Below are 14672 nucleotides of genomic sequence, written 5' to 3' on the forward strand. Positions count from 1 at the left end.
GGAGACCACGTCGCGTTCACGGGACCGATCGACGATTCGCTGACTCAACTAACCTACCTGTCCGCGCTGAACCCCAGCCTCATATTCGGCACCAGCATTTACCTGCTGCCACTGCGGCATCCCACGACAGTCGCGAAAATGGTAGCGACGGTGGACCGCCTGATGGGCGCTGGACATTTCATTTTCGGCATTGGAGTCGGCGGTGAATTTCCGCGCGAGTACGAAGCGTGCGGCGTCCCGCTCAAACAACGTGGCGGACGCGCAAACGAGTCCATCGAAATAATCAAACGTCTGTGGACCGGGGAACCGGTCGAGTATCGCGGCAAGTATTTCAACTTTGGCAAAATCACGATGCTGCCGAAGCCGCGCACGCCCGGCGGACCTCCGATTTGGGTCGGGGGACGCGCTGAAGCCGCGCTCAAGCGTGCCGCGCAGCTGGGCGACGGATGGATGCCTTACGTGGTAACGCCCAAGCGAGTCGCCGACGGACTCGAGTTCATCGCGCGCGACGCCGAAAAGGCCGGCCGCAAGTTTGAGCACTTCGGCACGGCCCTGCACTTATTCGTGACGCTTGGGGCGAGCTACGAAGCCGCGCTCGACGTCGCGGCAACTCATCTGAGCAAACGTTATGCGATGGACTTTCGCGAGCCCGCAAAGCGGTATGCCGCTGTCGGGAGACCCGCCGACGTCGCCGCGCGAATCGATGAGTTCATCAAGGCGGGAATTCGCGACGTCAACGTGGATGTCATCTCCGCGCCGGCCGAGCGCGATGCACAGCATGAGCAGTTCGCGAGAGAAGTGATTCCGCTGCTGCGGCGATGAAGCTATCGCCAGGTCAGCTTGTCCTTAACTCCGACCACGCCTTTCGTGTTCAGCGCAATCGTTTCCGCCTGCCGGGCTTGCTCGGCTGACGCCACCACACCGCTCAACTGTATGGTTCCGTGGTCGCAATCGACTTCCACCGGGTACCGATCGGAGATCCCACGTTCGGCCAGCGAACTCTTCACTTCGGTAATGAGCAGGTCGTCGTTCGCGCGTTCAGCGGGAGAATTGTAACGGTGCTCGGCGGAAGTCTGGACCTTGTCATGTTCCAGGGTTATCGATCGATTCGCAGTTGTTGCCGGAGCGTCGACAGTTGTTTCCTGCTGTGCATGCGAACTCGAAACAGGAAGCGCGACTGTCGCAAGACCACATAGCAACATCATGCTTGCAAATTTTATTTCTTTGAGTTTCATGCCAACACCTACATGGGCACGGAAAAACTGGGAGTCTCTCCGTGCCCATGCTCAGGTAGTTAGTTGGATTCCTGGTAGGTCTTCTTCTGATACGTCGTCGTTGTCTCTTCTTGCGGCGGAACCGGTGCCATCGGGGTCACTGTCGACGACTCACTGTGATATGCGCTCGAGCTCTCGCTCGTTCTATTGTTGCCCATGTCGGTTGAATTCGAATTGCTCTTTTCCTCGGTCGTCGTCACCGTGCTCGGCGGCGGCGCCATCACTGGCGCCGGCTGAACGATAACTTCCTGCGGCGGAGCGGGTACGTAGGTCGTCGAGTTGCTGCTCTCTTTGACCCGCTCGGTGGACGTGGACGAACCGCAGCCGCCGAGGAACGGCACTGCGGCAAGAGTCATCAGTGAGATTGCGATAATTGCGGACTTTTTCATGACAGGAACCTCCTGGGTTTACGGCATACGGAAAACGGATCAGCCACGAGGGTTAGAAGTGAGTAATTGAAAATCCAATGGCCAAGTATTTTTGAGGAAGATGCAGATAGCTACTCAAGAACGATTTTCCACGGGACTTCGCTATTGGCTATCTGCAAATCGGCGATGCTATCGGCGAGAAACAACGCGCGTTCGGCTTCGTCCCACGTATCGGCTTTGCCCGGTATCGTGACAACGCCGTGATCGGTATGCACTTTAACTACGCTTCGCACGATTGGACGCGAATTATCGGCTGCCGCTGGATATTGAATGCTGGAAGAAGGATTCAGGCAAAATGCGGTGCCAACAATCGCCAAGGTCGCGCTTACGGTCGTCAGTACATACCATCGTATTTCGCGTTTCATATGCTTTCTCCTTGGCCCCGTTGGGCTTTGTTAAGTACAGCAAGGGCCATACCACTGGCGGATAGTGGAGCGATGCAGGGGATTCAGTAAATAGGTGCGTGTAGTATTTTCCGCATTCCGACCTGGTCTACCGGCATCTGTATAAAATACTCAGTCGGCAGGATCGGCCATTTGCTCTGATATGCCGGGCCGCTGTAGTACATACACGCGCGATTCGGGAGCGGCGCGCGATAGCTCGTCGGTGAACTTCCAGCCGGTCTCGCTGATAAACGCCGAGTCACACAGGATGTGATCGAAATTTTGGTTGGATTGAAGCAGTCGCAATCCGGCGGCAGGGGACTCCGCGACTACCACGGTGCATCCACTACGCTCGAGGCTTTCTTTGATCGCGTTATTTTCTCCCGATGAATCAGTAATTAAGAGTGCCGTGTGAGCTTTGTGATTATCGGCGCTGGAAGTGTTGGCTCTGCTTTTCTCGAGCCGTATCGAGGCTACCAACTCCTCCGCGCGCGCGTATTCGTCCAAACGGCGTACGCGTTCCGTTGCCCTGTCGACCAGGCCGGCTAAGCGAGCAATCTCGGCCTCGAATGCAGATGCCTCAACCTGGTGCTGCAGAAGCGAAATGCGCAACCCGATCGCGTTCAGGAGGTCGTTGAGCTCGCTCGCGGCATTGTGAACTGCAAGAACCATTGGATTGGGCTTGCGCGATTGCGATTTCGCCATGTCGGAATCTCCCTGCCGACACTACCGAGCGACCAAACTTGCGACCGAACCGCGTCCTCTATAGATGGGCGGGTAGAAAACTCACACCGGATTCGTGGCATCCGTAGTCGGATCGGCGAGTGAGATCACAATTCATTCAGATTGCTCCGCAATGTCTAACTTCTTTTCACGACCAATGCCGTGGCTACAACTAAGGGGAGCAAATATAGGGCCATTTGGAGAACTCATTATCGCGCAAGGCTTTTCTGCTAAGCTCCGGAGTAATTCCTTCACGATTCCGAACCGAATAAATGTGCCGAACAGGATTTGTCACCCAGGGAACAATAGATTGCAAAAGACAATCCGCTGAAGGCGAACCGCTATGGGGTGGACGGGATTGTCGAGTCCGCGAGCTTCGGCAAAGGCGCGAACAACGTTGACGCCTTGGTCGCAAGACTGATCGCGGCGACGCTGTCGCGATCTGCCAGCGCCTTTTTAGCCTCCTGCAATAGTTTCTGCGCCAGAATGTCGCGCTGAGAATCGTCTGCCGACAAATTTTTGCGATCGATCCGTCGCTCCATGCTGTCGACATTCTGAATCAGCTTTGCCGCTTTCGCTGGATTGGATTCTCCCGACTGACTCGGCGATTCCAGCCCTGGCGTGTTCAGAGTCGGACTTATCCGCGGCGCTGGCGAGCGGCTGGGATCTGACATCGCGAGTGACGGACTGGATACGGGCGTCGCGCGATTTCTGATAGTGCTCGCGGGAGTGCTCACCGTCGTCGTGGCCGGATTGCTCTCCAGGCTCACGTCGGCGTTTGATGGACCGGCACCTTCGATCCGATTGGCAACGCTCGCCGCCTGCTTCGAGGCCAGCGCTGCCGCGGCAGATGCGTTGGCGGCCTCTTTCGAGGCGATAGCCGCATTCTCGGAAGCGGCACGCGCCTGCGTGGCGGTTTTCCTGCCGGCATGTCCCGTCGTTTCTTCCGCCACTGGAGTCGCGATCGGAGCGGGCGTCGCAGCAACGGTTGGCGCAGCGCTCGGACTTGGCGTCGGAGATGCCGTGCCAAGAAGATCTCCGAGCCGCGTCGTGCCCGGCGTTCCGCTGGCACATCCGGCGAGAAAAACCAGCGCTAGCGAGAGGACGCCCGCGAGCTGCCGGATTAGTAGCCGATCGATTCGCTTAAGCCGCGCTAGAGACCGCTGATTTCGCAGGCGCATTGGATGCAATCGGAAGCGTAATCTTACACACAGTACCTTGGCCGACTTCTGAATCTATCGCTATCTTTCCACCGTTGAGTTCGATCGCGCGCATTGCGAACGGCAGACCAAGACCGCTCCCGCCAGCTTTGGTTGTGTAGTACAAGTCGAAGATCCGATCCAGTTGCTCCTTGGCGATTCCGGGACCGCGATCGGCGATCGCAAGCTCGACCGCCGTCCCCTGCAACTTGCTGGAAAGTGTCAACTCCCCCCCATCTGGCATTGCTTGCTCGGCGTTGGTTATCAAGTTCGAGAGCGCTTCATATATCAATCCGCGATCGCATTGAACCGTCGGCAGCGCCGAATCGAGCTGGTACTCGACTTTGACCTTTTCGGGATTGACCCGCGCGCCGAGTTCCTTGAGCAGCTCGTTCAGGTCGAAATCGCTCAGCTTCAATTGCTCGGGCCGCATGAACCTGAGCAGAGCCTCGACCGCTTCGTCGAGCCGGGTCACTTCACGCCGTAATTTATCGATGTGCTTGGCGCCGGCCTCGCCGGCTTCGTGGCGCAGCAGCTCGAGCCTCATGTTCATCCCATTCAGCGGGCTGCGCAGTTGATGAGCCAGTCCTGAAATCAACGTCCCCAGGCGCGCCAGCCGATTCGACGAATCGAGCGCGGTCTCCAGTTCGATGACGGGTTTCAAATCTCTCAGCACGATCAGCAGACCGGCCGGCACCCGCTCGCGCCCCAGGCGGAAGAATGAAACCAAATAGGTTCCCCCCGCCGGCAGCGCCAGCGGAACATCGTGCGCCTCGGTGCCCGCGACGGTCGATTGCACCAGCGCCAACAGTGGATGCTCCGCGTCGAGCGCCGAGGCGAGCGCGGCGCCTTCGAGTGGACTGTTCTTCGGCGCGAGGCGATCCTGCGCTTCCTTGTTGGCGAACAACACGACGCCATTGGCGTCGAGCAGGACCACGGCGTCCTGGATCGAGCGGACCACGTCGAACAGATGAGATTGGTCGCTGTCAAGTCGCGACCGATCGGCCCTGACTTGCCGCGATAGTTCATTGAACTTCTCGGCCAGAGTGCTCAGCTCGCCGGCGCCCGAAACCTGCACTTCCGAAGGACTCTTGCCGGCGACCAGCTGTTCGAATCCGCTGTTGAGAGTGGCGAGCTGTTCGAGAATCCGATTGGCGATAAGCAACACCGCGAGCATCGCGGCCGCAATGACGAGTCCCGCGGTGGCGACGATCACCACCAGCAGATGGCGAGCCTGGTCCGCGATGAGCGCCGTCGTCACGCCGACCGAAATTGTCGCGGCCGGATGACCGTTGATGTCCACCCGGCGCTGCGCCTCGTAAACTTTCGCCGTCAGAAGGCTGGGCAGCGAGGTGAACAGCAGCCATCGCGAAGCCTGCTCGTCCAGTTCTCTGACCGAAGGCAGGTTGAGCGCGGGCTTGCCCTCGCCGTCGCCGTTGGCCGCAACGATCACAGTGCCGTCATCCCCGACGATCGACGCGGCCACCACCGCCGGACCGAACGCAACCGTCGAATCGAGCAGCTTGCGCACCGGTTCGCTGCTCTTCAGCGCGGTGGCGACGTCGGCGTCGCCTTGCGAGAGAGCGAGGCGCACCTCTTCGAAGATCTGCGCGATCATGAAATCGGTCGATCGCGACATGTCGTCGATCATGGCGCCGATGCGCGAGTCGATCGAGATGATGCTGAGAACAATCGTGGGAACGAGCATCAGCAGGAGAGCCATCAGGGCCAGTCTTGCTCGCAGATGCATAGTTTCCTTGCGCGAATGAACGTGCGGACAGATCTCTACCGATTTGCGTTCAACTCGTTTCGAGCTACGCGCGATCGGCGCCGAAGCGCTCGAGCTTGTTGTACAAAGTCTTGGCGCTGACCCCGAGAATTTCGGCGGCCCGAGTCTTGTTGCCGGCCGTGAACTCGATGGTGCGCGTGATCATCTCTTTCTCGACGTCGTCGAGCGAAGTGCCCAGCGGTATTTTGATGAACCCGCCGTCTCCCCCGTTACCCGCCGCGCGAAAATCGTCCGGCAGATCTGACTTGCGGATGGTGCGGCCCTCGCAGACGATCAGCGCGCGCTCGACTACGTTGCGTAACTGGCGCACGTTGCCCGGCCACGGATGCGCCTGCAGCGCCTTCATGCATTCCTCGTCGACGCCGGTCACGTCCTTCTTGTTTTGCTCCGCGTAGTGTTTGACAAACATCTGCGTGAGCTGCGGCAGGTCGTCGATACGCTCGCGCAGCGGCGGCAATACGATCGTGAAAACATTTAGCCGGTAGAACAGGTCCGAGCGCAGCTTGCCCTCCCGGACCGCCTGCTCGATGTCGCGATTCGACGATGCGAGCACCCGCACGTCCAGCGGTATCTCGGCCGTCCCGCCCACCCGGCGCAGCCGCTGCTCCTCGATCACGCGCAACAGCTTGGGCTGCAGCTCGGTCTTCATCTCGGTCAACTCGTCGAGCAGCAAGGTGCCGCCATTGGCGACTTCGAAGCATCCTTCCTTGCGCCGGTCGGCGCCGGTGAACGATCCGCGTTCATGCCCGAACAGCTCGCTCTCCATCAGCGTCTCGGGAATCGCCGCGCAGTTGACCGGCACGTAAGCCGCGTCGCGCCGCGGTGACAGCTCGTGAATCGTGCGCGCCACCAGCTCCTTGCCGGTGCCGCTCTCGCCCGTGATCACCACCGACGCCGACGACTGCGCCAGCCGCTCGATCGCCGTGATCACTTTGCGCATCGGCAACGACCGTCCGAACAGCGGCCCCAGCTCGCCGACCTCGGCCAGGCGCCGGCGCAGCGTAGTGTTCTCCTCGCGGATACTGATGTTGTCGGCGAGGTTGTGCAGCACGCGCTGGAGATGCGTAGGGTCAACCGGCTTGCGCATATAGTCGATCGCGCCCTGCTTGAGCGCTTCGACCGCATCGGGTATCTCGCCCTGCCCCGAAATCATGATAGTGGGCAGATGAATCCCGAGTTCGCGGATATCGTGCAGAAGCTCGAGCCCGCCTTTGCGTGGCATCCTCAGGTCAGAGAGCAGGATGTGAGGATCGAAGCTACGAATCAACTCGAGCGCGCGCACTCCGTCCTCGGCGATCTCGCCGCGAAAACCCCACGCCGCAAGCGACTCGCGCCATTCCTCGTGGGTGTTGACGTCGTCCTCGGCGATCAGAACTCGAATTTCATTAGACATATTTCCACCAGCGGAGCGCAACGGAGTTTATCGGAATCTGGCCGATGCAGTGCAACAACCGTGCGAGACCGACGGACGGATGCGAATAGTATGACCTATGTAGGATTTACGCTCAAAAGCAAAAGCGGTTGCGCGATCACTCGGTAAGTTTTACCCTATAAATCTTACCGACGGTCGCCTACGAGTCGTTTGTGCCGCGCCTATGCTGCGCGGTGCGCTGGATCAGCGCTCTCGGTGGGATACGCGGCGGCTGCACGACGCGTTTCGAGTCGATAGAGGGTTGGATCGGCGCGGATCGTCTTCCACCAGTAGCGGATGGTGCTGCTGGACCAGTTATTGGTGATCCGGCCGGCTTCGTTTTTGTACCAGCTCTTGCCGGTCGATGCCCACACTCTCTGCTGCAGCTCCTTTTGCTGGTTGGCGTCGAACTCGTCCATCACTTCACGCCGCAGATCGATCACGGAAGCACCGCCCTCGTCCATCCCTCTCAGGCAGTTAATTATGTAATTCGCCTGGCATTCGATCATAAAGATGATCGAGTTGTGGCCGAGATTCGTGTTCGGGCCGTACATCAGGAACAGATTCGGGAATCCGGCGACGCTGATGCCCAGGTAGGCCTTCGCGCCGCCCGCCCATTCGTCTTGCAGCAGGCGACCGTCGCGTCCACGAATCGCCATCGGCGCGAGGAAGGCCGTCGATTCAAATCCGGTCGCATAAATCAGGACATCTATCGGAATCGTGCGGCCATCGGTCGTCGTGACGGCGTTTTCGTCGAGATGATCGATACCGCTGGTCACAACCTCGACGTTTTCGCGATTGAGGGCTGCGTAGTAGTCATCGGAGATCAGGATGCGCTTGCCGCCAATCGGATAGTCGGGAATCAAGGCCTGCTGCAGCTTCGGGTCGGTGACGGTAGTGCGCATGTAGGTTTCGGCGAGCTGCGCCATCCGTCGCGACAGAAACGAAACTCGACGGAACACCGGCCAGTTCATCTCGTGCTGAAAGTAGATCAGCCATCGATAGAGGCGGGTCAGCACGGGATTGCTCGCGAAGCGGCGCTTTTGGTCATCGGTGTAGGCGAGGTCGTTTCGCGGCACCATCCAGTTCGCGCTGCGCTGGAAGATATAAACTTTGCCGGCCTTGGGCGCGATCTGGGGGATGAACTGGATCGCGCTGGCCGCATTGCCGACGACGCCGACGGTCTTGCCCGTCAAATCGACATCGTGACGCCATCGCGCCGAATGAAACGAGACGTTTTTGAAATTTTCGGCACCGCGAAGCTTCGGCATGTTCGGCCGGTTCAACTGGCCGACGCCGGCGACCAGCACATCGGCCAAGACTTCTTCACCCTTGACGGTGCGGATTTTCCACACGGCGGCGGCTTCGTCCCAAGTCGCGCCGGCTATCTCGGTGCCGAAGCGGATGTGCCTGGTAAGGTCGTACTTGGCCGCACACTGTTCCAAGTATTCGAGGATCTCGGACTGCGGCGCCCACTTTCGCGACCAATCGGTCTTCTGCTCGAACGAGAAGCAATACGAAAACGACGGTACGTCGCACGCTGCGCCGGGATATGTATTCTCACGCCACGTGCCGCCGAGCCGATCGGCCTTTTCGAAGATCGTAAATGAATCGATCCCGAGCCTTTTGAGCTGGATGCCGAGGCAGAGACCTGAAAAGCCGGAACCGATAATCGCAATCCTGCGTGTTGCGAAATTTTTCACCGGCATTGTGGCACCCTCCTGGCGTGGAACGCGATCATGAACGCTATCTCGAATAGCGTCGCTGTCCACACCTTACTCCTATTTTTTTCCAGGGAGGCAACGATTCTCAAAAGGCTTGAACGGCCGGCTCGGTGCGCGACAACCGGGATACCTGTAAAATGCTCTCGGAGAAGCCAACATGAAACGGTTGAAAGTTCGCGACCTGATGACGCCAGATCCCACCACCCTGAAGAGCAACGATAAGCTCACACTGGCCGACGACATCATGCGGCTGGGGCGGGTTCGCCATCTGCCCGTTCTTGATGATGACGGTCAGCTCCTGGTCGGTATCGTGACGCAGCGCGATCTGTTTCGCGACGCGCTCGCCCAAGCGCTCGGCTATGGCAAGCACGCTCAGCGGAAAGTCCTCGACACTCTCTCGGTCAAAGACGTGATGGCGACCGAGGTTGTCACCGTAATACCGGATGCCTCGCTGGTCTATGCGGCGCGGGTTTTAACCGAGCGCAAGATCGGCTGTCTGCCGGTAGTCGAGAATGGGCGCCTGGTCGGTATCCTGACCGAGGGCGATTTCGTGGCGCTAGTCGCGCGCGACCAGCTCGGTGTATAGCCGCGCAATTCGCTGGTCTTTCAAATTGGCAGGAATGCGGAGCAGAAGATCGTTGACTGCCCTGAGCTAATGAGCCGTCTGGGTCTGCAGCCGATACTCGGCTACTGAGATGATTCGCTGAGCGCGGGTGTCCCAAAGAATGTATTTCAAGGCTTTGTGGATTTGAACCAACTTCACGCGGGTCACATCCGAAAAGAGATCGCGATATTCGTTGTGGCATGCGATCAATCGATAGTTTGGAATCTTCGCGGATAAATGGTGAACGTGGTGATAGGCAATGTTGGCGGTGAACCAGTTCAACCAGCCTGGCAAGATCAGGAAACTCGATCCCTCGATTGCGCCGATCTCGTAATCCCAGTGTTGGCCGTCGCTCGCGTAAGAGTGCTCGAAATTGTGCTGAACCGTGAACAAGATAATTCCCGCGGCGCCGGCCAGCGATGCGCTGATTAAATAAATCGTAAAGAACAGGATCGGGCCGACTGCCCAGCACATCGCGGCCCAGACGCTGAGCAGCACGACATTATTCCAGAACATGTGCCAGTACTCTCTGCGCGATTTCCAATAGCGCGTTTCAAAACTGGCGGCATGCGCCTTGATCGAAAGGTTTGGCTGCGCAACTTTTCCTCTAACAATATGTCCGACCAGCTCGATACTGCCCTTGAGCCAGGTAAAGCGCGGGTTGAAGATCACGTAGATCAGGCCGGCGAAAGGCGCAGTCGCGATGCTGCACTTGGCTCTATAGATGCGCTGCTGCGCATCGCTCATCGCCGCATATTCCTCGACCGACATCGTCGTGTAGAGTCCGCGGTATTTTTCCCAGTTGCCGTTGTTGGCGTGATGAAAATTATGATGCTGCGACCACACGTACTGCGGCATGCCGGAGACCACGCCCAGGAAAAAACCAAACGCGCGATTGAGCGACTGGGTGCGGAACAAGCTGTGATGCCCACATTCGTGCATCAACACAAAAGCGCGCAAGGTAAACAGGCTGATGAGCAGCATCGCGGCTGCGGTGAGCCAGTAGGAAACGTGGACGCTCAACACCGCCGCCCACCAACAGAGCGCAAGTGCCGCCAATGTCGTCAGAACCTGAATCCATGCCCTAAAATCATCGGCCTGCGAATGCCGACTAATAATGTCATGCTTCAGTTCCTTTAAGCGGCTGATCGACGACACAAACGGGTACCTCGGTTTCGAGTTATCCCTGGGAGCTGCAGGAGGAGGTCGGGCGAGCCAGGTATCATCGCGGACAACAAGAGGGTGACACATCATTTACGCCGGAACAAACCGTTAAGCAAACCGTCAGCTGTATTGAGCTGGATTTTTAAGACGCTAGAGATGGTCATGCGGATGAAGCATGGTATCTTAGGCAAACAACGAGGCCAACGAATATGCCTACCGTCAGGAAGCCGTCTTCAACCCCGGCTGACACGCGCAAGATCAGAAACCTCACGGAAGAACTGAGCCGCGAAGAATACCAGCTTGCGATGCCGTTGCTCGATGCGGCGGTGGCGGGCGCGATCCTCGGCTTCAAGCCGTCGGATCGGGAGATGCGCGCGCAGGCGCAGCGATGCTGGGAAACGCTGAAGCCGCAACTCAATCAGCATTTGATGAGTGAAGACGAAACCGTGCTGCCGTGGGCGGAGGGCGCCGGCCGTCTCTCTGCCGAGGTCATAAATCGAATCAAGCAGAGCCACCTCGAAATGCGATCGCTGATCGGCAGGCTGGTTGGAGTGTCGTTCCAAAAAGATCCGGACAGAGTCGTCGCCGCGGCCGGCAAGGCTCTTTGCGTGCTCGCGGTGAAGCTTGACGATCTGATCGACAGCGAAGAAATGCGCCTGCTGCCGGCCCTGAGAAAGATGTTGTTCGCCTAGCTCCCGAAGCGGAAACTACACGCAGGAGCGATCCATGAAAACCCAAGTGACTGGCAGCCGTCCTGACGGCGCCCCCGAATTTCCGCTCGACTCAATCGATATCATCAGCCCCGATCACTATCAGAAAAACGGCTATCCGCATGCGGAGTGGACCTACTTGCGCAAGCACCACCCGGTGTTCTACGTGGAGCGTCCGCGAGTCGATCCATTTTGGGCGATCACCAAGGCAGCCGATCTCAAGGAGATAAGCTGTCAGCCGCGGTTATGGCTCAACGGCCCGCGACTCGCAGTCTTCGTCCTGGACGAGGGCGCGGACGGCCTTCCGCCCGAGTTGCCGCTCAGGCATCTGCTTAATATGGATCCGCCGCAGCACGGCGAGTTTCGCTCGATCCTGAGCCAATATTTCACGCCGCGTTCGATTCGTGCACTCGAGCCGGACGTCGCGAATATAACCGCGCAACTCCTCGACGATGTGATGGACCGGGAGGAATGCGATTTCGTTACCGAGATCTCGTCGAAGGTGCCGGTGGCGGTGATCGCGGAAATGCTCGGCGTGCCGCGTAAGGATTGGCCGACCATCTTTCGATGGACCAACGAAATCATCGGCGGCGGCGATCCTGAATTTCAGCGCGGCAAGGATGCGAACGAAACCTTCGCGCAGGCGCGCATGGAAATGTTCCAATACTTCACCGACCTGGTCGAGGAGAGCCGCAAGCATCCCGGCCGCAGCGTCACCAGCGTCATCTCCAACGCAAAAGTAAACGGCGAACCGCTGCCCGCGTTGGAACTGCTTTCCTACCTGTTGCTGCTGGTGGTGGCGGGCAACGAGACCACTCGCAATGCGACCAGCGGCGGCCTGCTCGCACTTATTGAAAACCCCGAACAATTTCGCCGGCTCAAGTCCGATCCCACGCTGATCAAAACCGCGGTCGAGGAAATCGTGCGCTGGACCTCCCCGGTGATCCAGTTCGCGCGCACGGCCGCCAGCGACACCGTCGTGCGCGGACAGAAGATTCGCGCCGGTGAATCGGTGTGTCTATTCTACCCCTCGGCCAGCCGTGACGAGGACGTATTCGACGAGCCTTTCAAATTCGACGTCGGCCGCAATCCGAATCCGCATCTCTCGTTCGGCATCGGAGAGCATTTCTGTCTCGGGGCGAACCTTGCTCGGTTGGAACTCTCAGTGATCTTCGCGCAGTTGGCGAAACGCCTCGATCACGCTGAATTGGCGGGCCCGGTCGAGCGCCTGCGCTCGAGCTTCGTCGGCGGCATCAAGCACATGCCGATTCGTTACAAGCTCAAGCCCGCCTGAGTCCGTTTGGCTGCATCCGCCATCGGAGCAGATCGAAGCGGTCCTGGCCGAAGAACGGCTCGCCCTTGAAGACCATCAGCGGGACGCCCCAATGCCCGGCATTTTTTTGCGCGGATTCATTTTCGGCGACCGCGGCCTCATAGCGATCAGCATTGCGCTCGATTTCTGAATCGAGTTCCGCAAGGCTCAGCCCTGCACGCTCGGATGCCTGGGCCAGATGATCGCCGAGATGCCAGTCTCGCACGCCACCAAAAATGACCGCGCTCACTGCCGCGAGGAACGGCAGTCCCTTGCCCGCTTCGGCGGCGGCGATACCTAACCTGGTCAGCCGGTGTATGTACGGCTGGTCCTTCGCGACCTCGCCGGTGGCCATGTTCATGACAATCGGATCGGGACTGGGCCACCCGAACGGCATGCCGAGCATTTCCGCGATACGCGAGCAATCGCGAAACAGGTAGGGCGGCCACATCGGATTCACCTGTTTGAAAAATCCGGGAATCCGGACTGCGATCGGATAAACCGGCCGCACATTGGCCTTCACGTCGTACTCGCGCTCGAATTCAATCAGCCGCGGCGTAACGAGATAGGAATACGGCGAACGAAACGACCAGAACAGATCATATTCGAGTGTCATCGATCTTTTGCCTTCCGACTTTCGCACCAGCTGAAGTTTAGTTAACCGTCGAGATCTCGATATCTTTCGAGCCCGCCGGCAACGTCAGTAGCAGTCCGTCGTAGCCGAGTACTAGGCCGCGCGGCCTGACGTCCGCAACGCCGCGCATGAACGCGATGCGCGCAAGCACGTTGGGCGTCGGTGGACCGATGTGGCTCAGGACCAGCAGCTGCACTCCGGCCTGGTTCGCCTCGGCGGCGGCCTCGACGGGCGTCGTGTGGTAGCGACGGATGTCGGCCATGATTTTTGCAACGCGCGCATTCCCAAGGTGTTCCGCCGCTTCCTGGATCAACTTAACAAGATGCGCCGCCTGCGCTTCGTGAATCAGCACGTCGGCGCCGGTAGCGGCCGCGACGAGATTGGCGCACTTGATGGTATCGCCGCTGACTACGACCGAGCGCCCCTTGTAATCAAATCGATAACCGTAGGCGGGCGCCACCGGCGAGTGATCGACGGTGAACGCGGTGACCTTGAGGCCGTTCTCTTCAAGCGCCGTCGCGGAACCGCCTGCGCATGGCGACACGCCCGCCGGAGTGTCGATTTTCACGGTGAGCGGTTTCATTTGCCAGTTCGCGGGGGACATCAGTGCCGCGCCGTGATGCGCGATGCGGTAGCCTTCATCGAGCGAGTACGCCTGCTCGAATCCTCCCACCACTTGCTCGACACCCTGCGGCCCGTACACGCGCAGCGGATGGTCCCGCCCATTCGCCCACGTCTCTATATTGATTTCGCCGAGATCGCCGATGTGATCGGAATGAAAGTGGGTGAGCATAATCGCGGCGAGCTTTGCCGCGGGAATGCGCCACAATGCCAAGTTCTTCCACGCGCCGGGGCCGATATCCACCAGGTAAATGTTGCCGCCGGCGAAGATCGCCGTGCACGCTGCCGCGCGAGCGCGATCGGCCAGTGGATTGCCGGTGCCGCACAACACAACTCGGAGCGAATCGGGCACCAGCAGGTCGTCGCGCGTCGCCTCGAGGGTGTGCCGAATCACGCGGCGAAAAATCGCGTCCTGCACTGCGGGGATGTGAATCATCCACCAGCTAGTCGCAGCCAGCGCCGCGACAGCAGTTACCCCTAGCATCAGTCTCCGCCAGAGTTTCGACATACAACCTCAGCGCTCAGCGTTCGTTGTCACACATCCCCGCCCATTAACACAGTACGATTTCTACGAACACTTTGTTCGCAGATTTTTTACGCCTTGTCTGTAGAGACGACAGGTAAATTTCCGCGGAGGAGTACGATGTATTTGAAGGCAGGCTTTATTCTGATCGCAGCGCTGGCGTTTTCTATACC

Annotated in this window: 15 protein-coding genes; 4 read left to right on the plus strand and 11 right to left on the minus strand. The window is 59.0% G+C overall.

The window, feature by feature from the left end; all coding sequences use genetic code 11:
- The coding region (locus VIW95_RS08745) for an LLM class flavin-dependent oxidoreductase (protein WP_331585458.1) at positions 1 to 822 on the plus strand (822 nt) is incomplete at its 5' end.
- A 2-nt stretch (positions 823 to 824) separates the two neighbouring features.
- On the opposite strand, the gene VIW95_RS08750 is transcribed toward VIW95_RS08745, so the two are convergent.
- The 8 genes from VIW95_RS08750 to VIW95_RS08785 all read right to left on the minus strand — a co-directional run bounded on the left by VIW95_RS08750 (position 825) and on the right by VIW95_RS08785 (position 8916).
- On the minus strand, positions 825 to 1235 hold the full coding sequence (locus VIW95_RS08750; protein ID WP_331585460.1) for a BON domain-containing protein: 411 nt from the start codon (positions 1233 to 1235) through the stop codon (positions 825 to 827).
- Positions 1236 to 1294: 59 nt separating this feature from the next.
- A complete protein-coding gene (locus VIW95_RS08755) occupies positions 1295 to 1663 on the minus strand; it encodes a hypothetical protein (RefSeq protein WP_331585462.1) in 369 nt (122 codons plus the stop codon).
- A 110-nt stretch (positions 1664 to 1773) separates the two neighbouring features.
- The gene (locus VIW95_RS08760; RefSeq protein ID WP_331585464.1) at positions 1774 to 2067 is read right to left on the minus strand and encodes a hypothetical protein; all 294 of its coding nucleotides are present in this window, start codon (positions 2065 to 2067) and stop codon (positions 1774 to 1776) included.
- Between the two features lie 150 nt (positions 2068 to 2217).
- Complete coding sequence (locus tag VIW95_RS08765) at positions 2218 to 2790, minus strand: hypothetical protein (protein ID WP_331585466.1); 573 nt, start codon at positions 2788 to 2790, stop codon at positions 2218 to 2220.
- A 359-nt stretch (positions 2791 to 3149) separates the two neighbouring features.
- Positions 3150 to 3989 (minus strand): hypothetical protein, encoded by an 840-nt coding sequence (locus VIW95_RS08770; RefSeq protein ID WP_331585468.1) that lies wholly within the window; start codon positions 3987 to 3989, stop codon positions 3150 to 3152.
- Positions 3952 to 5730: a sensor histidine kinase gene (locus VIW95_RS08775; RefSeq protein WP_331585470.1), complete on the minus strand. Its 1779-nt coding sequence runs from the start codon at positions 5728 to 5730 to the stop codon at positions 3952 to 3954. Before VIW95_RS08775 ends, VIW95_RS08770 begins: the two co-directional genes overlap by 38 nt.
- A 91-nt stretch (positions 5731 to 5821) precedes the next feature.
- Positions 5822 to 7189, minus strand: a complete 1368-nt coding sequence (locus VIW95_RS08780) for a sigma-54 dependent transcriptional regulator (protein WP_331585472.1) — start codon at positions 7187 to 7189, stop codon at positions 5822 to 5824.
- 200 nt (positions 7190 to 7389) lie between these two features.
- On the minus strand, positions 7390 to 8916 hold the full coding sequence (locus VIW95_RS08785; RefSeq protein WP_331585474.1) for an NAD(P)/FAD-dependent oxidoreductase: 1527 nt from the start codon (positions 8914 to 8916) through the stop codon (positions 7390 to 7392).
- A gap of 172 nt (positions 8917 to 9088) precedes the next feature.
- Here VIW95_RS08785 and VIW95_RS08790 point away from each other — a divergent pair, with 172 nt between their 5' ends.
- Positions 9089 to 9517 (plus strand): CBS domain-containing protein, encoded by a 429-nt coding sequence (locus VIW95_RS08790; protein WP_331585476.1) that lies wholly within the window; start codon positions 9089 to 9091, stop codon positions 9515 to 9517.
- Between the two features lie 66 nt (positions 9518 to 9583).
- Here the strand turns inward: VIW95_RS08790 and VIW95_RS08795 are convergent, their stop codons facing one another.
- Positions 9584 to 10693, minus strand: a complete 1110-nt coding sequence (locus VIW95_RS08795) for a fatty acid desaturase (protein WP_331585478.1) — start codon at positions 10691 to 10693, stop codon at positions 9584 to 9586.
- A gap of 215 nt (positions 10694 to 10908) precedes the next feature.
- Here VIW95_RS08795 and VIW95_RS08800 point away from each other — a divergent pair, with 215 nt between their 5' ends.
- Positions 10909 to 11391 (plus strand): hemerythrin domain-containing protein, encoded by a 483-nt coding sequence (locus tag VIW95_RS08800; protein ID WP_331585480.1) that lies wholly within the window; start codon positions 10909 to 10911, stop codon positions 11389 to 11391.
- A 34-nt stretch (positions 11392 to 11425) separates the two neighbouring features.
- Positions 11426 to 12703: a cytochrome P450 gene (locus VIW95_RS08805; protein WP_331585483.1), complete on the plus strand. Its 1278-nt coding sequence runs from the start codon at positions 11426 to 11428 to the stop codon at positions 12701 to 12703.
- On the opposite strand, the gene VIW95_RS08810 is transcribed toward VIW95_RS08805, so the two are convergent.
- Positions 12690 to 13337 carry a 2-hydroxychromene-2-carboxylate isomerase gene (locus VIW95_RS08810; RefSeq protein WP_331585485.1) on the minus strand — a complete coding sequence of 216 codons (648 nt, stop codon included), beginning with the start codon at positions 13335 to 13337 and terminating at the stop codon, positions 12690 to 12692. The two genes, VIW95_RS08805 and VIW95_RS08810, sit on opposite strands and share 14 nt — an antisense overlap.
- A gap of 37 nt (positions 13338 to 13374) precedes the next feature.
- Entirely contained in the window at positions 13375 to 14460 is a 1086-nt protein-coding gene (locus VIW95_RS08815) for an MBL fold metallo-hydrolase (RefSeq protein ID WP_331585487.1), read from the minus strand.
- Positions 14461 to 14672: the final 212 nt, after the last annotated feature.

This window comes from Binatus sp. (SeqCode) (genome assembly GCF_036522015.1).
Lineage (GTDB): Bacteria > Desulfobacterota > Binatia > Binatales > Binataceae > Binatus.

What these genes read in the sequence shown, in the direction of transcription:
- VIW95_RS08805 (WP_331585483.1), top strand. Translation starts at nt 11,426, where the DNA reads ATGAAAACCCAAGTGACTGGCAGCCGTCCTGACGGCGCCCCCGAATTT.
- VIW95_RS08775 (WP_331585470.1), bottom strand. Translation starts at nt 5,730, where the DNA reads ATGGCTCTCCTGCTGATGCTCGTTCCCACGATTGTTCTCAGCATCATC.
- VIW95_RS08800 (WP_331585480.1), top strand. Translation starts at nt 10,909, where the DNA reads ATGCCTACCGTCAGGAAGCCGTCTTCAACCCCGGCTGACACGCGCAAG.
- VIW95_RS08750 (WP_331585460.1), bottom strand. Translation starts at nt 1,235, where the DNA reads ATGAAACTCAAAGAAATAAAATTTGCAAGCATGATGTTGCTATGTGGT.
- VIW95_RS08780 (WP_331585472.1), bottom strand. Translation starts at nt 7,189, where the DNA reads ATGTCTAATGAAATTCGAGTTCTGATCGCCGAGGACGACGTCAACACC.
- VIW95_RS08790 (WP_331585476.1), top strand. Translation starts at nt 9,089, where the DNA reads ATGAAACGGTTGAAAGTTCGCGACCTGATGACGCCAGATCCCACCACC.
- VIW95_RS08770 (WP_331585468.1), bottom strand. Translation starts at nt 3,989, where the DNA reads ATGCGCCTGCGAAATCAGCGGTCTCTAGCGCGGCTTAAGCGAATCGAT.
- VIW95_RS08765 (WP_331585466.1), bottom strand. Translation starts at nt 2,790, where the DNA reads ATGGCGAAATCGCAATCGCGCAAGCCCAATCCAATGGTTCTTGCAGTT.
- VIW95_RS08760 (WP_331585464.1), bottom strand. Translation starts at nt 2,067, where the DNA reads ATGAAACGCGAAATACGATGGTATGTACTGACGACCGTAAGCGCGACC.
- VIW95_RS08810 (WP_331585485.1), bottom strand. Translation starts at nt 13,337, where the DNA reads ATGACACTCGAATATGATCTGTTCTGGTCGTTTCGTTCGCCGTATTCC.
- VIW95_RS08785 (WP_331585474.1), bottom strand. Translation starts at nt 8,916, where the DNA reads ATGCCGGTGAAAAATTTCGCAACACGCAGGATTGCGATTATCGGTTCC.
- VIW95_RS08755 (WP_331585462.1), bottom strand. Translation starts at nt 1,663, where the DNA reads ATGAAAAAGTCCGCAATTATCGCAATCTCACTGATGACTCTTGCCGCA.
- VIW95_RS08815 (WP_331585487.1), bottom strand. Translation starts at nt 14,460, where the DNA reads ATGCTAGGGGTAACTGCTGTCGCGGCGCTGGCTGCGACTAGCTGGTGG.